This is a genomic window from Paenibacillus sp. FSL H3-0329 (assembly GCF_037963285.1).
Taxonomy (GTDB): Bacteria; Bacillota; Bacilli; order Paenibacillales; family Paenibacillaceae; genus Paenibacillus_AQ; species Paenibacillus_AQ odorifer.
The window spans coordinates 5,512,434-5,533,865 of record NZ_CP150150.1; the positions used below are offsets into that span (position 1 = coordinate 5,512,434).

At 46.1% G+C, this 21,432-nt stretch carries 15 protein-coding genes and 1 tRNA gene; 4 read left to right on the forward strand and 12 right to left on the reverse strand.

What is annotated here, in order from left to right; all coding sequences use genetic code 11:
* Window positions 1-24: 24 nt before the first annotated feature.
* The 6 genes from bglX to NSQ66_RS24415 all read right to left on the reverse strand — a co-directional run bounded on the left by bglX (window position 25) and on the right by NSQ66_RS24415 (window position 7,655).
* A complete protein-coding gene (gene bglX / locus NSQ66_RS24390; RefSeq protein ID WP_076142393.1) occupies window positions 25-2,193 on the reverse strand; it encodes a beta-glucosidase BglX in 2,169 nt (722 codons plus the stop codon).
* 109 nt (window positions 2,194-2,302) lie between these two features.
* Entirely contained in the window at window positions 2,303-3,907 is a 1,605-nt protein-coding gene (locus tag NSQ66_RS24395; protein WP_038573076.1) for an extracellular solute-binding protein, read from the reverse strand.
* 57 nt (window positions 3,908-3,964) lie between these two features.
* The gene (locus NSQ66_RS24400; protein ID WP_036686985.1) at window positions 3,965-4,864 is read right to left on the reverse strand and encodes a carbohydrate ABC transporter permease; all 900 of its coding nucleotides are present in this window, start codon (window positions 4,862-4,864) and stop codon (window positions 3,965-3,967) included.
* 17 nt (window positions 4,865-4,881) lie between these two features.
* Window positions 4,882-5,805, reverse strand: coding sequence for an ABC transporter permease subunit (locus NSQ66_RS24405; protein ID WP_036687012.1), 924 nt, complete (start codon window positions 5,803-5,805; stop codon window positions 4,882-4,884).
* A 62-nt stretch (window positions 5,806-5,867) separates the two neighbouring features.
* Window positions 5,868-6,617 carry an alpha/beta hydrolase-fold protein gene (locus tag NSQ66_RS24410; RefSeq protein WP_076142394.1) on the reverse strand — a complete coding sequence of 250 codons (750 nt, stop codon included), beginning with the start codon at window positions 6,615-6,617 and terminating at the stop codon, window positions 5,868-5,870.
* Between the two features lie 24 nt (window positions 6,618-6,641).
* Window positions 6,642-7,655 (reverse strand): LacI family DNA-binding transcriptional regulator, encoded by a 1,014-nt coding sequence (locus tag NSQ66_RS24415; protein WP_076142395.1) that lies wholly within the window; start codon window positions 7,653-7,655, stop codon window positions 6,642-6,644.
* Between the two features lie 443 nt (window positions 7,656-8,098).
* Here NSQ66_RS24415 and NSQ66_RS24420 point away from each other — a divergent pair, with 443 nt between their 5' ends.
* Window positions 8,099-9,007: a serine hydrolase gene (locus NSQ66_RS24420; protein WP_076142396.1), complete on the forward strand. Its 909-nt coding sequence runs from the start codon at window positions 8,099-8,101 to the stop codon at window positions 9,005-9,007.
* A 1,468-nt stretch (window positions 9,008-10,475) separates the two neighbouring features.
* Here NSQ66_RS24420 and NSQ66_RS24425 read toward each other — a convergent pair.
* A tRNA-Arg gene (locus NSQ66_RS24425) sits at window positions 10,476-10,549 on the reverse strand.
* Window positions 10,550-10,758: 209 nt separating this feature from the next.
* On the reverse strand, window positions 10,759-11,115 hold the full coding sequence (locus tag NSQ66_RS24430; protein ID WP_036686975.1) for a hypothetical protein: 357 nt from the start codon (window positions 11,113-11,115) through the stop codon (window positions 10,759-10,761).
* A gap of 144 nt (window positions 11,116-11,259) precedes the next feature.
* Here NSQ66_RS24430 and asnB point away from each other — a divergent pair, with 144 nt between their 5' ends.
* On the forward strand, window positions 11,260-13,104 hold the full coding sequence (gene asnB, locus NSQ66_RS24435; protein ID WP_036686972.1) for an asparagine synthase (glutamine-hydrolyzing): 1,845 nt from the start codon (window positions 11,260-11,262) through the stop codon (window positions 13,102-13,104).
* 113 nt (window positions 13,105-13,217) lie between these two features.
* On the opposite strand, the gene NSQ66_RS24440 is transcribed toward asnB, so the two are convergent.
* The 4 genes from NSQ66_RS24440 to NSQ66_RS24455 form a co-directional block, all read right to left on the reverse strand.
* Complete coding sequence (locus NSQ66_RS24440; RefSeq protein ID WP_036686969.1) at window positions 13,218-14,054, reverse strand: aldo/keto reductase; 837 nt, start codon at window positions 14,052-14,054, stop codon at window positions 13,218-13,220.
* Window positions 14,055-14,209: 155 nt separating this feature from the next.
* Complete coding sequence (locus tag NSQ66_RS24445; protein WP_036686965.1) at window positions 14,210-14,665, reverse strand: cupin domain-containing protein; 456 nt, start codon at window positions 14,663-14,665, stop codon at window positions 14,210-14,212.
* Window positions 14,666-14,767: 102 nt separating this feature from the next.
* Entirely contained in the window at window positions 14,768-15,703 is a 936-nt protein-coding gene (locus NSQ66_RS24450; protein ID WP_036686962.1) for an SPFH domain-containing protein, read from the reverse strand.
* Complete coding sequence (locus NSQ66_RS24455) at window positions 15,703-16,200, reverse strand: NfeD family protein (RefSeq protein WP_256717421.1); 498 nt, start codon at window positions 16,198-16,200, stop codon at window positions 15,703-15,705. The genes NSQ66_RS24450 and NSQ66_RS24455 overlap by 1 nt, the downstream gene beginning before the upstream one ends.
* Window positions 16,201-16,739: 539 nt before the next feature.
* On the opposite strand from NSQ66_RS24455, the gene NSQ66_RS24460 reads away from it, so the two are divergent.
* Together NSQ66_RS24460 and NSQ66_RS24465 are read left to right on the forward strand one after the other, a co-directional pair.
* Window positions 16,740-18,683, forward strand: a complete 1,944-nt coding sequence (locus NSQ66_RS24460; protein WP_036686957.1) for a glycosyl hydrolase family 18 protein — start codon at window positions 16,740-16,742, stop codon at window positions 18,681-18,683.
* Window positions 18,684-18,743: 60 nt separating this feature from the next.
* Window positions 18,744-21,146: a glycosyl hydrolase family 18 protein gene (locus NSQ66_RS24465; protein ID WP_051491489.1), complete on the forward strand. Its 2,403-nt coding sequence runs from the start codon at window positions 18,744-18,746 to the stop codon at window positions 21,144-21,146.
* The last annotated feature ends 286 nt before the right edge of the window (window positions 21,147-21,432 follow it).

Sequence of the window (21,432 nt, forward strand, 5' to 3'; positions counted from 1 at the left end):
GCGTTACTGCCGTATATATTCTACTTATGCTAATGTTAAGCAAAAATCCCGTTCTTTAACCTCATTGCTGTTCGAACCGACGAATAATTTAAATCGTCCCGGATCACTGCTAAAGCTTAGATCGCTATGATAATAACGAAGCTGCTGTTCGGTAAGGGTAAAGGTCACTTCACGACTTTCCCCTGGTGAGAGGTTGATTTTGGCAAAATCCTTCAGTTCCTTCATTGGTCTGACGACCTCTCCGGAAATGTCTCGGATATACAGCTGCACTACCTCTTCCCCATCTACTTCTCCAGTATTGGTCACCGTAACGGTTATTTCAATAGGCTGATTTTCAGTCATGATTTCACCGGACAGAATTGGTTCACTATAGCTAAATGTCGTATAGCTTAGTCCAAAACCAAATGGCAAAAGCGGCTCATTAGGAATATCCAGATATTGCGAGACATAACGTTTGTCGGCACCCGGAGCATGAAGTGGGCGTCCAGTGTTGAAATGATTGTAATAGACTGGAATCTGCCCAACGGATACCGGGAAAGACATCGTTAATCTTCCTGAAGGATTCTCATCTCCATAAAGTAGGCTGGCAATTGCCGCTCCGCCTTCACTGCCTGGGAACCAGGCTTCCAGAATAGCATCTGCATGCTCGTACACACCGGCCAAGTCTAGTGGACGTCCATTAAACAACACCACCACGATAGGCTTATTCAGCTGTTTCAGACGTTGTAAAAGCTCAAGCTGCGCTTCCGGCAAACGGATATCTGAACGGCTGCCCGCTTCTCCACTCATCTCTGAATGTTCACCAAGCGCCAGTACAATCACATCAGCTTGCTTAGCAGCCGCTTCCGCCTCCAGCCACTGTTCCTCTGTAAAGCTATCGACTCCAGAACCTTCTGCAACAGTAATCTTACCCGCACCTGCGCGAGCTTGAAGTGCCGGTGCAAGACGGCTTGCCTCTTCCGTTGAACCCAACCAGGACCACGGTCCAAGAATATCTCCGCTAGTAGCAAACGGTCCAATTAGCGCAATCCGTTGCTCTGCAGCGAGCGGCAGAACCTGATCATTCTTGAGCAGTACGCAGGATTTAACCGCCAACTCACGCGCCGCATTTCGATGATCTTCACAGAAGATTACCTCACGCTCTTTCTCGACGTCAGCTCCGCGGAACGGATGCTCGAACAAGCCCAATCTTTGCTTCAATTTCAAAATACGAAGCACAGCTTCATCAATAATCTTCTCATCTACTTGCCCATCTGCAACAAGCGCCGGAAGCTGATGAATGTAACAAGCCGTCATCATCTCGATGTCTACACCAGCTTTGATGGCTTTAAGTGCTGCCTCAGCCTCATCCTCGGCGACACCATGTGGGATCAGTTCCTTCACTGCACCCCAATCCGAAATCAATACGCCATCAAATCCCCATTCTTCACGAAGCAGCTGGCGAAGGAGTTTGACATTGCCGCTTATCGGAATCCCATCAATCGTATTAAATGAAGTCATGACCATTTCTGCACCTTCATCCAGTGCTGCACGATAGGCCGGCAGATAATATTCACGCAGCTGCCGTTCCGATAAATCCACCGTATTATAATCGCGGCCGCCTTCGGATAGACCATAGGCAGCAAAGTGCTTAATACAAGCCGCCAGACGATCTACATCACCAGTCAAGTCACTTCCTTGAAATCCGCGCACAAACGCACGGGCAAACCTACCATTCAAATATGGATCTTCTCCTGTAGACTCCATTACTCTTCCCCAACGCGGGTCCCGTACAAGATCCGCCATTGGCGCATAAGTAACGTGCACACCGGAGACTGCCGCTTCTTTTGCCGCAATCTCGGCGCTCAGCTCTGCGCGATCCATATCCCAAGAGCAGCCAATTGCCAGCGGGACCGGAAAAATCGTCTTGAAGCCATGCACAATATCCGCCATCATCAGCAAGGGAATGCCCAATCTATTTTTGCGTAAATGGGCTTCCTGAACCGCAATGACTTGCGCTGCACCTGATAGACCAAGTACAGAGCCGCTGCTCTCGATCATGTGGTCCGTAATTCCCATGGATGCCATAGGGCCAGTGATTTGTCCTCCATCCTCTGCCCCTTCATAGAAATTAGCGGCTAGCTGCTGCAATTGTGCAATCTTTTCTTCAAGCGTCATCTGGTTCAACAAGGTAGTCAGTTGCTGCTCATTCATTTCAAATCCTCCATTGTTCAATTCTGCCGATGCCTATGAATGGAAAAACCCGTGTGCAAGAATTGCACGCGGGTCCTGTAGGTTCATTCCTACATGCATAGGGCGAAAGCTATTTTTTTAGATTGTTTAGTTCATCTAGAACCGGCTGAACGAGGGATTGTTTGCTCTTAACCCATTCTTTCCAGTTCGTCTCTAGATCGCCTGGTTTCAAAATCAGGTTAGTGTATTCTGTAGCATAGTCAAAGGAAGCCTGATTTTTAGCCTTGGAATCATACAACTGGTAATCCCAGTCATATTCAGCCGTTGCTTTGTCTTTTAAAGCAAGCTCAGCTTTTTCTTTGAACAGTTCTACAGAACGATCGCGATATTCTTTTTTGATCGCAGGGTTCACGATACTAAAGTCATCCGCCAAGACATACAGTCCTTCAAAACGGTTCGGATATTTCTTATCCAATGTTGTTCCTTCAGGGAGTAAGCTGATTAATTCGCCATTTTCGCCTTTTTTCCAATCTGTTCCTTCAAAGCCCAAGTTAACGGTCAATTGACCTTCTTTACTTGTTGTATATTCCATGAAGTCCATAATCCGTTCAAATTTCTCTTTGCTAATATCTGGCGAGAAGATTACAGCAGACCAGAAGTTAACTTGATCGAGGTTACGATATTTACCGTCATCGCCAAGTACAATAGCTGTGTGCACTAGGTCATCACTATTTACACCTAGGTTATCTTTCATTTTAACGTCCATGTCTTTTCTGTAAGAAGCCAAACCACCTAGACTCGTAATACCGGAAACACCGTTAACTGTGAACTTTTGGCCAGATTCGCCATTTTTCCAAGTATAAAACTCAGGGTGCAGCAGTCCTTCTTTATAAGTAGTTTGAAGTTCTTTCAGTGCCGCTAACGTCTCATCGTTGGCTGGACCCCATTGGTATTTGCCATCTGCATCTTTATAGAATGCTGACTCTACTCTGGAGTGCACGCTATTAGCCATTACAATATTAGTCAAAGCATCGTTGATGTCATAAGAAATAGGAATGAGTTTATCTCCTACCTTGCCAGGGTCTTTCTCTTTAAGCAATCTAGCAAATTCCATCAGTTCTGTAGTAGTGTAGGCATCTTTCAATTCAAAACCAACGGCTTTAGCCCAGTCAGAACGCAGAGCAATTACTCCGATTTGGTTAATGAGCGGATCTGCCGGCTTGTTCTCAAAGTATACCGGTCTTGGCAGAACATAAGTGCCACCTACCGCTTTCTCCAATTCATCGCCAAGTCCTGTCAGCTTATAAGCGGCTGCCACATTCGGCCAACGTTCTTTCCAGTCATCTGGCAGCTTGTACAGCAGCCCTTGATCAATGTAATTAAGAGCATCACCGTGAACATAGTTCCAGCTTGCTACGTCAGGAAGATCACCGGAGTTAATCCACAGGCGCAGCTTCTCAGCCCATGAATCCCATTCAATATAGTTGTAATCCCATTTAATATTGAACTTATCCGTAAAATATTTATGATACACGTTATCAAAATCAGATTCTGTTGTCTTAATGGTGCTGGCTAACGAAATCTTCAACTCATCTTTATATCCATCTGTTGGATTGCCTGAATTTCCGCTATTAGCATTATTGTCTGAGCTTGAGCATGCTGCCAACATGATTGGAGTAAGACATAAAACACCGGCAAGGATTGACTTTACAGATTTTCTTTTTAAAATATTCATTTTGTCCTCCTTAAATTGTGTGACTGACCCTCTTTTATATGGATAAATCATAAACCACTAGGTCTTGATAGCCCCTGTAAGTACCCCTTTGGCAAAGTGCTTTTGGAGCATTGGGAAGAAACACATAATAGGAACCATGGTAACGAATACTGCCGCCATTTTCATACCCATAGAGAATGATTGCTTACCCACTGCGTCAACACTCGTGGCATTCGATGCATTCACTTGGGCTTCCATAATGATAGATCGCAACACGTTCTGCAGTGGCATCTGATCCGCTTTCCGCAGGAAGATCATGGCGTCATACCATCCATTCCAGAAGGCTACTCCGTAGAACAATGTGATGGTAGCTACGATTGGAGCAGATAATGGCAAGACTACAGAGAACAGGATTCTCCATTCCCCAGCACCATCAAGTCGCGCAGATTCCATCAGGGACTCAGGCAGACTGCTAAAATAGTTCGACATCAGAATCAGGTTAAACGCACTGAAGCTTCCAGCCAGAATAACTGACCAAAGGTTACCTGTCAGATGCAGATCCTTCATCACCAGATACAAAGGTACAATCCCGCCATTAAAAATCATTGTGAACAGGACAAGCATAAAAATCAGCTTTTTACCCGGGAATTTATTGCGGCTAAGGCCGTAAGCCATACTTGTCGTTAAGAACAAGCTAAGCGGGAGTCCTAAGATTAAGATCTTAAAGGTATTCCAATACCCTGTCCCGATCCGCCCATCAGCAAAGAGTGCCCGATAGGATTCCAGTGTTGGGTTCTTCGGAAATAACATCATAGGGTTATCAGCGTATTCTTTTTGCGTAGAAAAAGAAATCATAATGACATTCCAGAATGGAATAAGAATGGCCAAAGCGCCCACACTCAGAATTACGAAAATCACATAATCCATAGCGGTCATTTTTTTATGGTCTTGCATAATTGTCAGCTTTTTTTTACTCATACATTTGCACTCCTTTCTTACCGGAATAAACCGTCTCCGCCCATAAGTTTGGCAGCTCTATCTGCCAGAATCAGCAGAATCATATTAACAAGTGAACGGAACAAACTGACTGCAGTGGAGAATGAAAAGTCTGTTGAAGACTGGAACGTGATTCGGTAGATATACACATCTAGTACTTCCGAGACGTTTTTCGTTGCAGCGTTGCTCAAGTTAAAGATTTGGTCAAATCCAGATGACATCAGGCCACCGACAGAAAGGATAAACATAATCGTAATCGTCGGAAGAATGTTAGGCAGAGTAATGCGGAACATTTGCTGCAAGCGTGTAGCACCATCAATCTGTGCGGATTCATATTGGTCTGTATCAATACCAGAGATAGCGGCCATAAAGATAATGGCTCCCCAACCTGCTGATTTCCAGATATCCGTAAGATACAACATCGGAACGAACATTTTTTCAGAACCCAGGAAGTTAATGCCTGTCCCGCCAAACATTTGAATGAGGCTGTTAACCAGACCATCATAGGAAAGCACATTGATAACAACCCCGGATACTACGATCCATGACAGGAAGTTCGGAAATGTAAACACCGTCTGTAAAGCTTTTTTGTAACGATTCATGCGTAGTTCATTCAGCAGCAATGCCAATATGATTGGAAAAGGGAACTGAATAATCAGCTTACCGATGTTAATGGTTAACGTTCTCCATACGGCGTCAATAAAAGCTGGGTCACGGAACACATAGGTGAAATTCTCGAATCCGCTCCATGGGCTGCCCCAAATTCCTAAATTCGCTTTAAAATCTTTAAAAGCCAAAGATAGACCACCCATCGGCAGATAAGCGAATAGGAAAAGCCACACTAGTCCAGGAAGCACCAGAGTATAGACCATTCTGTTCTTCCAGACTTCTCTTAGGAACAGTTGGAATCTGCTGTCGTTCATTTTTTTAGCCGGTATTGCAACTTCGGATTTCAATTTGCATCTCCTCACTCTGCTTATGTCTTTTAGTTGTACAAGAAATCAAAGGTTGTCTTCAGATGCTCCTCCCAGAATCGCCATTCATGAGTTCCATGGGTCTCAACATACTGAAATTCATAAGGGGTCGTCTCTAGGTAAGCTGCGAATTCCCGATTCATCTCCACAAACGGATCTTCCGAACCACAGCAAGTCAGAATCGAAGGCAGGTTACGTTTATCGTCGACCAATTTAGCGGCTAAAGCGTACAGATCCTGATCCGGCTTAATTTGTAAGCGTTTTCCAAAAGTACCCGCCATCTCCCTCGCCATGTCCTTGGACATTTGCGGATCGTTTAATCGTTTCTGAAGATCGGTAACTCCTGATAACGAAACCACTTTGCTGTAACGCTCGGGATAGGTAAGTCCACATTTCAGAGCGCCATACCCGCCCATCGATAAACCAGCGATATACGTCTTCTGCGGATTATCATCCAACCTCATCATTCGGCCACAAAGCTCGGGAAGCTCATGGGTCACATAGTGGAAGTAATCCAGTCCGTACTCCATGTCTGTATAATAGCTCCTGTTTACTTGGGGCATTATGACTGTACAACCATATTGACTTGCATACTGCTCAATAGTAGTCATCCTGTGCCAAGTACTGGCGTTATCACCAGCACCATGCAGCAGGTAGAGCGTTCCTCCAGACATGTTGCCTGAATCGACGGGGGAGATAATACTGATGGTCGTTGTCATTCTCAAGGTAGGAGAGCCTGTCTCAACTGTTAATAATGCCATGAGTTATCTCCTTTTCGTTCTTATTCATTTGTTTATTTTCTTGCAAGATCCCCGCTTAACCAGTACGGATTCGAATACCATATGTTTGTTTTGCGAATCACCTGTGATCAGGTCAAACAAAATTTCAACACTGGCCTTCGCCATATCCACTCCGGGTTGGCTGATCGTATCCAGAGATGGATGATAATATTCTGCCATTTCAATCCCGTCGAATCCGATAATCGAAACATCATTTGGAATTGATAAGCCCAAGGACAATAACGCCTTAGCCGCCCCAATGGCAATCGTATCTGATGCAGCAAAAACAGCAGTGATATCTTTTTTCTTATTGAGCAGACGTTTGGTAGCTGTAAAGCCAGAGCTTGGACTATATTCACAGTCCTCTACCATTGAAGGGTCGTACTCAATTCCATGCTCCTCAAGCGCCTTGATATATCCCATAAGCCGCCGATTACCTGTTGTATTTTGCACCAGAGGAAATCTGGCCAAAAAACAGATATTGCGATGTCCTAATGAGATTAAATAGCTGACAGCCTTATAAGATTCCTGAAGATCATCAATGATCACGCTTGAAAAAACAGCAGGATCGACTTCTTTTGTAGTCGTAATGGTAGTCAGAACAAATGGAATTTTTAATTGTTTGAATTTATCTTCGGAGTGATCATACGTTCCGCCCATAAAAATTACGCCATATAGATTTTTTTCTTTTACAAGCTGTAGAGCGATATCGATCTCGTCTACTCCATCTTCTACATGCTGGATCATTAGCGGACATCCCCGCAGGTTCACCTGGCGTTCAACTTCTTTGATCATGTCGGCAAAAAACGGGTTTGAGATCCCTTTTACCATTAGCGCTATGGTATTGGATCGCGTTTTTTTCAAGTTGCTGGCATTACCGTTTGGAATATAGTTATGTTCTCTAACAACCGCCATTACTTTAGCTCTAGTTGTATCGCTTACAACACCGCTATTATTGATTACTCTGGAGACTGTGGCGATACCCACGCCTGATAGCCTTGCAATATCTTTGATATTCATATTTACCTTGCTCCACTCCTATGATGAGTCCCCCCTTCACCCGATGAAAATCAGGTTGTGGAAACGCATGAAATGATGGGAAACGTTTCCCACGACATCATTTTGAGTCCTTAGCGTGTTTTTTCCGCTTACTTCGTCCATTATGAACAGGTAATTTTTATAAGTCAACTAAAAACACAAAAAAATTGTGATTCATCACTTTTTATTTGGTTAAAATTACAATAAGCCTATAGTTACTCAATCTATAAATTAGAAATAAAAGGTATTTATATATCAAACAATAGTTTTTCTTGCTTTATTGACTTTGAAATAAGAATGGAATACCATCAATTTAGCGATTTTTATCGTTTTAACAGAAAACGTTTCCACTCATTTTTCTAGTTTTTCTTTTTGTCACTTCGCTATCCTAGCTAGGAATATCAAGAGAAAGAAGGACTCTTTTTATGTTGAACATGGCTCAATTCGCAGCTAAGGCTCGTGAACGAAACCTGAATATCTTCAATGTTCGTGTGCTTCAAAACGGAAACCTTGTGGGAAAACTGGATCTCACGGAGGATATTCGGCGCTTGCAGCATTCCGTCAGCAAGTCTTTTACTTCTATGGCAGTAGGTCTTGCCATTGATGAAGGGAAGCTGACACTGGAAACAACGCTTAAAGATGTTTTTCCGGAGTATGTCTCTCCTCTTAAACAAACACCTCCTTCCATGCAGCCCGGAGATATAACTTTGTTCGATTTACTGCGAATGAGTACAGGGCACGACTCCCCTCCATTTTGGGCTGAAGAGAGATTAGCCTTGAAGGATAAAAATTGGGTGCAGCATTATTTATCTCTGACTTTAGACAGAGCTCCCGGAGAGAAATTTACATACAGCAGCGGAGATACCATTATGATCTCTGCAATGGTGCAAGCCCGCGTCGGGCAAACCGTAAAGGATTATCTGGTACCTCGTTTGTTTGCACCTCTGGGTATAAACAATGTGGATTGGGAAATAACACCTCAAGGGATCACCCTTGGCTGTGCCGGACTTCAGATTAACACGGAAGAGTTAAGCCGGTTTGGACAGCTGCTTTTACAGCAAGGAAAGTGGCAGGGCCAGCAACTGATCCCCGCAGCATGGATCGATTTTGTTACACAAAAACAGATCGACAATGATGGAAACGGCGACTGGGGAGAAGGATACGGCTGCCAATTCTGGCTCTGCTCCCACGACGCTTACCGTGCCGATGGCGCTCATGGACAATTCTGTCTTGTGGTGCCGGACGCTCAAGCAGTCATTGCAATTAACAGCATGGAAGATAACATGCAGGGAATCCTGGACACCGTCTGGGAGGAAATCTGGCCGCTTCTTTAGGAGCGGTCTTTTTTATGGCTTAAGGTTAGCGTGCGCATAATGGGTAATTTACATTCTTCGGCGATTAGTACATAACACCGCCAAGTAACCAGCACTTGCTGTTGCTGAGGAGGCTCGCGGACTCAGATGACCTTATTTGCTCATTTATCGCCTTTTGAGATACGTTTCGGACTCCAGTGCAGCTATTCCTGAGAAAGCGGCTCTTTTGGGACACGTTTGGCACCAATAGCGACGATGGAGTCCGATAACATCGCAAATCCCACACTTTTCAGCATTTAAGGTCATCTGGGTCCGATAGCAGCTGGGTATGTGCAAATATGGTCTAGATGTTCGAAGTTTGATGTTCAACGATGATTAGTAGCTAAATACGCCCAAGCGTTCACACCAATCGATGCTCAAACCGTAAGTCCCCACCATCAAACTCGCCATGCAGTCAACAACAATAGATGCACAACACCAAGTAACCAGCATTACTCAGACCGAGGAGGCTCGCGGACTCAGATGACCTTATTTGCTCATTTATCGCCTTTTGAGCAACGTTTCGGACTCCAGTGCAGCTATTCCTGAGAAAGCGGCTCTTTTGGGGCACGTTTGGCATCAATAGCGACTATGGAGTCCGATAACATCGAAAATCCCGCACTTTTCAGCATTTAAGGTCATCTGGGTCCGATAGCAGCTGGGTATGTGCAAAATAAGTAACTCAACACACCAGTAACCAGCACTTGCTGAGACTGAGGAGGCTTGCGGACTCAGATGACGTTATTTACTCATTTAACACCTTTTGAGATACGTTTCGGACTCCACTGCAGCTATTCTTGAGAAAGTGGCTCATTCGGGGCACGTTTAGCACCAATAGCGACGATGGAGTCCGATAACATCGCAAATGTGGCACTTTTCAGCATTTAAGGTCATCTGGGTCCGATAGCTACTGCGTATGTGCAAATATGGTCTAGATGTTCGAAGTTTGATGTTCAACGATGATTAGTAGCTAAACACGCCCAAGCGTTCACACCAATCGATGCTCAAACCGTAAGTCCCCACCATCAAACTCGCCATGCAGTCAACAACAATAGATGCACAACACCAAGTAACCAGCATTACTCAGACCGAGGAGGCTCGCGGACTCAGATGACGTTATTTGCTCATTTATCGCCTTTTGAGATACGTTTCGGACTCCACTGCAGCTATTCTTGAGAAAGTGGCTCATTCGGGGCACGTTTGGCACCAATAGCGACGATGGAGTCCGATAACATCGCAAATTCCGCACTTTTCAGCATTTAAGGTCATCTGAGTCCGATAGCTGCTGCGTATGTACAAATGTGATCTAGTCGTTTGAAGTTTAATGTTCAACGATGACTCGAATTTCGACGTTTAGTTCAAGAAGGAAGACAAAGGTATCCCGTGTGTGACCTCGAACTAAAACTCGCGCACGCAAAAACAGCCTTCCCGAAGGAAGGCTGTTAATTGACGTCCCGGAAGGGATTCGAACCCCTGACCGTGCGCTTAGAAGGCGCATGCTCTATCCAGCTGAGCTACCGGGACATATAAGAAATAAATACTATGTATTGACGCAACGATATTTATTATACCTTATTCAGCGGATTTTTCAAGTCAAAACAACTTAGAAAAATAATAAAAGAGTTTTCGGTGCGGTTTTTTTACACGTCAGTATAACCACAGGAAATGAAAAGAACGGCATTTCTGCCGTCCTTTTCAGCGATTCCAGTGTACACTTTACAAGCCTTCGTTATTTACTCCAGCTTTCGAAAACGCTTCTCCAGCTGCTTTTTCAAATCCCCAAAAGTGAGTAATTCTCTTTGAAACTTGGAATGCTCATCTTCTGGCGACATGAAGTTGCTGCCTGTAAATGCACTCGAGGTCACATCTTGAAAAGCGTCATGCATATTGTTATCAAACCAATCGGTAGAGGTATCAGCATCATTAGTCAGAATACGGACAATCTCATATCCCTCTTCACGCCGATCCTCAACGATATACACCAAAAGCGCAGGATCACTAACAGCACCCGGCAAAACACCCACTTCTGCACAAGGCGCACCATCGTACTCCATCATTCTGCGAATTTTGGCGTCTTTAATATAATACACCTGTCATCCTTCCCTCCTGGCAAATTCCCCTCTCCCCTAGTGTTCGGATAAGGACATACATTTTATGCCTTCCTTCGGCATATATCTGTATTACTTGGCAAAAAAGTAAGGACAACAATCGCACAAAAGAGAGGATGAACCATCATGTGCGGAATAACCGGATTTATCCAGTGGCGCGGAGATCTCACTCAGCACTCGCAGCTGCTGGTCAAAATGACTGAAACTTTAGCAAACCGCGGCCCCGATGCAGCCGGAACCTGGATCTCAGGCCCCTGTGCTTTCGGTCACCGCAGACTTAGCGTTATCGATCCGGAGAACGGTGCCCAGCCCATGATCACCCGCCATGAGGAACAGGTATACGCGATTGTTTACAACGGCGAATTATATAACGCCCTCGAACTCAAACAGGAACTTAAGCAGCGAGGGCATCAATTCCGCACCCAGTGCGATACAGAGGTGCTGCTGCATTCCTATATCGAATGGGGGCCGGATTGCGCAGAGAAGCTAAATGGAATCTTTGCTTTTGCAGTATGGGACGGTCTTCGGGACCAAGTCTTTTTTGCACGTGACCGTTTAGGTGTGAAACCCCTGTTCTATAGCAAGGTTGATGACGTCCTAGTTTTTGGCTCAGAGCCTAAGGCGTTGCTGCAGCATCCCAAGGTACAACCAATCGTGGGTCCTGAAGGTCTCGCAGAAATCTTCATCATCGGTCCAGCGCGTACACCGGGTCATGGTGTTTATAAGGATATGCAAGAGCTTCGTCCAGGTCATGCTATGATCTATAACCGTGAAGGTCTGCGCAGTTATGCCTATTGGAAGCTGGAGAGCGCAAAGCATACTGACAATGAAGCAGAGACAGCCGCTAAGGTGCGTGAACTGCTCCAAGATACACTCGAACGCCAACTGGTCTCAGACGTCCCTGTTTGCTCTCTTTTGTCGGGAGGGCTGGATTCCAGTGCGCTGACGGCACTTGCAGTGGATTACTACAACCGGAATGGTCAGGGACAAGTGGATACTTATTCCGTAGACTATGTAGATAACGACAAACATTTCAAAAGTCATACTTTCCAGCCGGGAGCAGATGGGCCGTGGATTAAACGAATGGTCGATGAATTGAATACAAACCACCACTACATCTCGTTCGATACCCCGGAGCTTGTAGAAGCGCTGGATAATGCTTTGTACACTAGGGATTTACCAGGGATGACCGATGTAGACTCTTCTTTGTACTTATTTTGCCGGGAGATTAAAAAGAACGCGACAGTAGCTATTTCCGGTGAAGCGGCGGATGAGATTTTTGGCGGATACCCTTGGTTCCACCGTGAGGAAATGCTCTCCTCAGGCACTTTTCCTTGGTCAGTTGCGCCGAAAATGCGTGCAAGTCTACTTTCCCCAGAAATTAACGAGTGGATCCGTCCACTGGAATATTTGGGTGACAGATATAGCGATGCGGTGGCTGAAGTTCCAAAGTTGGATGGAGAAACGGGAAAACAAGCACAAATGCGCGTCATGTCCTATCTGAATATCACCCGCTTCATGCCTACTCTGCTAGACCGTAAAGACCGAATGAGCATGGGCGCAGGGCTAGAGGTACGTGTTCCATATTGTGATCACCGACTCGTTCAATATGTATTTAATATTCCTTGGGAAATCAAGAATCTGGGGGGCCGTGAAAAAGGGATTTTACGTAAATCTCTTGAAGGCATTCTTCCAGACGATGTGCTCTACCGCAAAAAAAGCCCTTACCCCAAAACTCATAATCCTGCCTATTTAAATGCGGTACGAACTCAGGTATTAAACATTCTGGATGACTCCACTTCCCCCCTACTTCCGTTAATTGATGCTGCCAAAATCCGTGAGATCGCCGCTTCCCCGGAATCCTCAACCAATCTGCCTTGGTTCGGCCAACTCATGTCCGGTCCTCAGCTGTTTGCTTACCTCGCCCAAGTGGATCTCTGGCTGCGTAAATATAACGTCTCCATCCAATAAGCGCGTAGACAACTGAGATAATCGACAAGCCAAACAGCAAGTCCCCGTATCCGGTGGCTTGCTGTTTGGCTTGTATTTGCAAGGATTACTCTACGATCTTATCTGAACGATCTTTAAAAGTTAAAGTTGTCCGGGTCCGGGCCAAATCGATGGTCTTTGTTCAAGCCCTCGATAGCTTTGACATCCTCATCACTAAGCGTAAAGTCAAAGAATCCTGCATTCTCCTTGATTCGATCCGCATGTACGGATTTAGGTATCGTAATGACACCTTGCTGCAAATCCCAGCGAAGTACAATTTGAGCAGGGGTCTTACCATACTTCTCAGCCAACTCTTTTAAGAGCGGTAGGTCAAGATTCCCTTGCATTAGTGGACTCCATGCTTCAAGCTGAATGCCCTGTTCATTGGCATATTTCAGCAGCTCACGCTGAGTCAACAGCGGATGGAATTCCACCTGATTCACCACTGGTACCACTCCGGTATCCTCGATGATATCTTTCAGATGATGAACCTGAAAATTGCTCACGCCGATAGATTTGATGAGGCCCTCTTTTTGCAGATGAATTAAGGCCTTCCATGTCTCACGATATTTTCCTGCCACCGGCCAGTGTATGAGATACAGATCTAGATAGTCCAGACCTAGCTTGCGCCGGCTATCCTCGAACGCTTTTAGCGTAGACTCATAACCTTGATCAGGATTTCGTACTTTAGTCGTAATAAACAGCTCATCCCGGGCCACTCCACAATCACGAATAGCTTGTCCTACGCCTTCTTCGTTATTGTATCCGGCTGCCGTATCAATACTTCGATATCCTAATTCCACTGCGGTTTTGACCGCATGAATAACCTCTTCGCCATCTTTAGTCTTATACACGCCAAGACCCAGCCACGGCATGGTCACCCCATCATTTAAAGTAGGACCACCCGAGAACGGTGCATTCAATTCACTCATCACTTAACCCTCCAAGCTTATTGTTATTTCGTTAAACATACTTAACCTTTTTACCCACTTAAGAAGCAAACGCTACCATAAAAAGTATAGCAGATGGCTTCATCATTCCCCAAATCCTTATAAAAAAACGGAGGCGTAAGCGCCCCCGCTCTTCTTTATTTCTCAATTAGTTTGAAATCATCAAAATGGAATTCAGGAGAAACAATACAGGATACCAGCGTCGGCTCTTTGCCTAACGAACGCGCGGCCTGCCATACTCCCGCTGGAACAACCACTTGTGGCTGCTGGCCTGCAGCAATATCGAGACCCAGAATAACTTCCTGCACATCCTCAGGCTTATCTCCATTACCTCCGAGACTAAGCACGATTGGACTACCGGAATGCCACAACCAAACTTCATCGGACAATACAGTATGCCAATCAGATTGTTCGCCTTCGTGAAGCAGAAAATAAATTGAAGATGCCGAATGACGTGATCCAGAATAGCTATCGCCTAACACTTCCTGCGAAATTTCAAATTCCGAATTCCAAAGTCTTTTGTACCAACCACCCTCAACGTGAGGCTGTAATCCAAGCAGTTCAACTAGCGGTGAAATTTCTTTTTGCGTCACAGTAGCTTCTCTCCTTCAAAGTTAGCATGAACAACAATAGCTTCATATGCATAAGGTTGTTTTTGCTTTTTACTTTAACGGAATAAGCTCGAATTGTAAAATCTATTTACTGTCCTTGCTCGCTTTGAAGACTTCCGCAATCGCTCCAAGACTTCCCAGCGTTTCAACAGCGCTAGTTGGCAAGAACACTTTATTAGCAGGGCCTTTGGCAATCTCAGCCAGAGCCTCGAAGGAACGATAAGCCAGCACCTGCTCATCCAGACCTGCTGAACGAATCAGCTCAATGCGTGATTTTTCTGCTTCTGCCACGGCTTGAATCGCTTTAGCCTCACCGTGTGCTTCCAGTTCCTGCGCCTGCCGTGAACCCTCTGCTTGACGGATACGCGCTTCTTTATCGCCTTCTGCTTTTAGAATCTTACTCTGTTTATCCCCTTCAGCGCGCAGGATCATATCCTGCTTGGCAGCTTCCGCTTCCAAAACAATGGCACGTTTGCTCCGCTCTGCTTTCATCTGCTTATCCATCGCTTCCTGAATATCCAACGGCGGTTTGATATCGATAACTTCCACACGCTCGATCCGTACGCCCCACTTCTCAGTAGCTTCATCGAGAGCAAGACGGATATCCGTCGAAATCTTTTCCCGTCCAGACAAGGTCTCATCCAATTCCAGCTTACCGATGATTTGCCGCATCGTTGCCGTCGAAATGTTTCTTACCCCATAGACATAATCAGAAATACCATAAGTAGCTTCCTCTGGTCCAACCACCTGGTAGAAAATAATCGTATCAATCTGCACCTGCACGTTATCCTTTGTAATTACCGTTTGCGGAGGTACATTTGCTTGTTGGATCCGTAAATCATGGTAGGTGCGCACCTGATCAATTACAGGAATCAGAATGTTCAGCCCCGGTGTCAGCAGACGATTAAATTTACCGAGCCTTTCCACTACGCCTACCCGCTGCTGTGGTACGATTTTGACTGTTAATGCCACAAAAACTACGACCACTACAATAATAATTGCGATAATTGCCCATTGCATTAGTTCATTTCCCCCCATCGTTCTACTTCGATAATCGTCGTGCCTCTTTTCACTACTCTTACAACCTCATCCTTGCCTAGAGACTGTTCAGAGGTCGCGCTCCACGTATCTCCGCCTACCTTCACTTGCCCGTAACGTCCCTGCTCTATCGGCTCAACAACTACTCCTTGCCTACCGATGATTTCTGTACCTGTATCCTTGAACCCACGTGAATGGCGAAATCTAGAAACCAGTGGTTTCGAGAATATAGTCAGACCAAGTGCGACCAGTGATCCAAGGACCACCTGAAACAAAATGGCTTCGGGAACAATCAGCGACACCAAACCTGCGGCCAAAGCACCAATACTAAGCCACAATAAATAAAAAGTAAGCGTCATCATCTCTACAACAAACAGGACACCGGCTGCGATCAGCCAAAACACCCACACAACCATCGGTGAGCCCACCACCTTCCGTATGATACTACTATAACGAAAAGAAACATCGATGCGTTGCATAGTTCCACAAATAAATATTTCAGGCATGTATATGATTTATATTCATTACATCGGTGGTTATGTGTTTCTTCATGAGTTTCTTGATAAAAGGCGAGTATACAAATCCAAAAGGGTTCACTTTTTGAAGAGTCACTATAAATTAGAAAATTGTCCCCCTATATCACCTGATTTTATCCCTAGCGCAATTGCAAGCTATGCTTGAGAATAAGAGTTACCATCACCCATTTATATCTAATTCATCCTAATTATCCAACTTCCAAACATCCTCCTCTATTCACTCAAACCATACACAGCATGTTACATCTTTAAAAATCCATGAAACAGCAGCACACAAAAAGCATAAAAGAAAGCGCTTACTGATTGGGTAAGGCTTGATTTGGACCGCTGCTTTTTTGCTGCTGAATCTACGAATTGAACTTCAATAGAGTGATAGGGACGCCAAGGGTGATGGTGCACTACAACCGACGGGAGGTGAAGGTCAGGACATCTTGCCGAAAAGAATTTCGAACTACACTTTGAATCTAGGAGGTAGAAATTCAATGATCTTCACGAAAAAAGCTTCACGCAAAACCTTTGCAATTGCGATGATCGCCGCGCTTGTTCTGACACTCTTTTCCACCCTGGGCGGCAGTCCCAAAACAGCCAACGCCGCACAGGATTACAAACTGGTTGGTTATTACGCTTCATGGGCCGCTTACGGGCGTGCTTACAATGTAACTGATATCGATCCTAACAAAATGAATGTCATTAACTACGCTTTTGCGGATATTTGTTGGAATGGCATCCATGGCAATCCCGACCCCACCGGCCCTAATCCGGTGACCTGGTCTTGCCAGAATGAGCAAGGCCAAGCCATCAGCGTTCCGAACGGTACGATTGTTCTTGGTGACCCTTGGATTGACACTGGAAAAAGCTTCGGGGATGACAAATGGGATGATCCCATCAAAGGTAACCTGAAGCAGCTATGGAAGCTGAAGGAAAAGAACCCGAACCTGAAGACCCTAATCTCCGTTGGGGGCTGGACCTGGTCGAACCGTTTCTCGGATGTAGCTGCGACAGCTGCAACCCGTGAGGTTTTTGCCAATTCCGCGGTTGATTTTATTCGAAAATACAAGATGGACGGCGTGGATCTCGACTGGGAATATCCAGTAAGTGGTGGACTCGCAGGCAATAGCTACCGTCCTGAAGATAAAGAAAACTATGTACTGCTGCTGCAAAAAGTTCGCGAAAAGCTGAATACAGCCGGCGCGGCGGATGGAAAAACCTATCTGCTGACCATTGCTTCCGGGGCAGGTCCAACGTATATCAACAATAATAATCTGGCCGGCATTGCTTCCGTTGTGGACTGGATCAATATTATGACCTATGACTTTAATGGGAGCTGGAACACCACCACCGGACATAATGCTCCGTTGTACTATGATCCCGCAGCTTCCGCTTCGGGCTTAACCGAACCGCAAAATTTTAACATCGATAAAGCGGTAACCTCCTATCTTGCGAATGGTGTACCTGCGAACAAGCTTGTACTTGGCATGGCTTTTTACGGTCGTGGTTGGGGCGGAGCTCCTGCTTCAGGAAACGGCCAATATCAGGTGTCCGCTGGCATCTCACCAACGGGTACATGGGAAAAAGGCAGCTATGATTTCTATGATCTCGAAGCCAATTATATCAACAAAAACGGTTATATCCGCTATTGGAATGATACATCCAAAGTGCCTTACCTCTATAATCCAACAAATCAAACCTTTATCAGCTATGACGACGTAGAATCCTTTGGCCACAAGATCAGCTACCTGAAGTCAAAGGGTCTTGCAGGTGCTATGTTCTGGGAAACAAGTGGTGACCGAAACAAAACACTAACCAATAAACTAAACGCTGATCTTGGTGGCGGAGTGGTGCAGCCGACACCGACACCATCCACATCACCTACACCTACGGCAACTCCAACTCCTACGGCAACAGCAACGCCAACGCCAACTGCAACCGTGACGCCAACCCCAACGCCTACACCGGGACAATGTTCGGCAGCGGCCTGGGGTGCAACAACCGTATACACTGGCGGACAGCGTGTTTCCTACAATGGCTCAGTCTATGAAGCCAAGTGGTGGACGCAAGGGGATCGTCCTGATTTTAGCGGACCTGATGGGGTCTGGAAATTCATCAGCGTATGCGGAACAGCGACACCAACACCAACTGCAACTGTGGTCCCAACTTTAACACCTACGGTAGCACCAACGCCTACCGCAACCGTTGCACCTACGCCTACTGTCGCGCCAACGCCAACTGCAACCGTTGCACCTACGCCAACTCTTTTGCCTACCGCTACACCTACTTCGGAAGGGTCTAGCTGGGGAACAGGCGTTGCGTACAAAACAGGTGATGTCGTCGCCTACAACGGAAAAACATATACCTGCTTGCAGCCCCACACTTCACTTCAGGGCTGGGAGCCAGCCACCACACCTGCTCTTTGGAAGCTCAATTAAAGTCATGCAGGAAGCAGCGTTCCCTAAATAACATTATCCCCCCTTGGAGGTATATTAAATATGATTGCAAAAGCACGTGCTAAGCGCAAAATATCCATAAGTTACCTTGCTGCGCTAATGAGCCTAATCGTTCTGGTTCCACTTTACACCGGGACAGGTGCATCCTTACCAGTGGCCCATGCAACGGAAACAACACCTTCCGCTCCCGCTCCAGCAGCTGACCATCCTCGCAAAATCGTTGCTTACTTCCCAGAGTGGGGCGATCAGGAGAACAAAGGATTTTACACCGTAGACAAAATTCCGTGGGATAAAATTACCCATATTAACTACGCCTTCGCCAAGGTAAATCCTCAAACGAACAAGATTGATCTCATGGACCGTACAGCTGCAATCGAAAAAGACTATCCCGGTCAGCTGACTACCCTGCCTTTTAAGGGGCATTTTAACCAACTGATCAAGTACAAACAGCTCTATCCTGATGTACGCACCCTGATTTCTGTTGGCGGCTGGTCGGGTTCCGGAGGATTCTTCAACATGGCGAATTCGGAAGCCGGGCGAGAAGCTTTTGCCAATAGTGTTGTGGATTTTCTGCGTACCTATCAGTTCAACGGAGTGGACATCGATTGGGAGTACCCTTCTGGCACTGGGCAGTCCGGTAATCCTAACGATTTTGCCGTGGCAGAACCACTGCGTACAGTTAATTACAACAACTACGTTCTTCTTATGAAAAAACTTCGCGAAAAGCTCGATCTGGCAGGCGCACAAGACAATCAGAAATATGATCTGACCATTGCGGCCACCGCCTCTTCCTGGATTCTTGGGGGCATGAAGCTTGGGGAAGCCAATCAGTATTTAGACTGGGCGAACCTTATGACCTATGATTTCCATGGTGCGTGGAATGGTTATGTAGGGCCGCATTCTGCACTGTACCCGGATTCCCGCGATACTGAAACTGCTGCGCTGGGTACTCCGGTTCTGAATACCGACTGGGCGGTCCGATACTATCTCGGTACGCTTCCTCCGGAAAAAATCGTGATCGGAGTTCCTTATTATTCACGAGGCTGGAAAAATGTGAATGGAGGCATCAACAATACCGGCTTTTACGGCACAGCTCCGACAACCGGTGGGGGAGCAGATGGCCAATACGGCATCTGGAATGATCCCGCACCAGAGCAGCCTGCTGGTGCAAATCCGATCTGGCATGTGCTAAATCTGCTCAAAGATCCAGCGAATAAACGTTACTTCGACCCTGTTACCAAAACACCGTACTTGTTCAACGCAGACAAGAAGGTTTTTCTTACGTATGAAGATAAGGAATCTCTAGGCTACAAGCTGGATTACATTAAACAAAAAGGCTTGGGAGGCATGATGTTCTGGGAATTAACGGGCGATTACTCTGAGCAGAGCGATGGCACTTATACGTACGGCAATTCTCTGACCGATTTTGCCTATGATCAGCTGAAGACAGCCTCGCCGCCGGGCGGAGCTCCAAAACCGCAGTTGCCTGAACCTAAAAACTTCAACCTCAGCTTCAGCGGCGCTTATGATCATCCGAACTATACCTATTCATTAAAAATAACGAACAATACCGGCACAGATATTTCCGGTGGCTGGAAGCTAGAATTCGACCTGCCAACAACTACAACCCTAACCTCGGCATGGGGAGCAGGTAGCGTTGAGCAAATCTCCACGGCCTGGGATTTCAACCGCTACCGTATTACAGGTACAGCTACTCAAACCATTGCAAACGGAGCTTCACTTGAAATTCCGGGTATGATGAAGCTGAATTTTTCAGGCGGTCCACAGCGAATCACCCTGAACGGAAACTCGTCCCAACAGGAATACGATAAACTGTACGGAGGCATTACGCCAACACCAACACCGTCTGCATCACCGACAGCAACACCTACTCCGACGACTACACCAACAGCAACACCAACGGCAACACCTACAACAACACCGACTCCGACGGCAACCGTGACGCCAACGCCAACTGTAGCGCCAACACCTACTCCTACGCCGGGACAATGCTCGGCAGCGACCTGGAATGCGGCAACCGCATATACTGGCGGACAACGTGTTTCCTACAACGGCTCAATCTATGAAGCCAAGTGGTGGACACAAGGCGATCGTCCCGATCTTAGCGGACCGGACGGTGTCTGGAAATACATCAGCGTATGTGAAACAGCAACGTCTACACCAACGGCAACTGTAGCTCCAACGGTAATACCGACTTTGACACCTACGGTGGCACCGACGCCTACTGCAACCGTAACACCCACGCAAACTCCATTACCGACTGCTACACCTACTTCGGGAGGGTCTAGCTGGGTAACAGGAGTTGCTTATAAAGTAGGTGATGTCGTTGCCTACAGTGGAAAAACGTATACCTGCTTGCAGCCTCACACTTCACTTCAGGGGTGGGAGCCAGCTTCTACACCTGCTCTTTGGAAGCTGATATAATCGGGTGCTCTCTTTGATTCCAACAAGAAGATTGTCCCATTACAAGGAGAACATCCCATTATTAGTGCAGAGTCATACTCATTCTCTGGGGCTTACGTTAAGGACCCAGTTGACGTTATTTACAAATTTCAAGCCTTTGGAGCTATGTTTCGGACTCCAGTGCTGCTATTCCTTATGAAATGCTTCTTTTGGGGTGTTTTTCGTGCCCATAGCGACTTTGGGGTCCAGTAGAATCTCAATTATCGGAAATAGCTACGTTTAAGGTCAGCTGTGTCCGGGTGGCAGC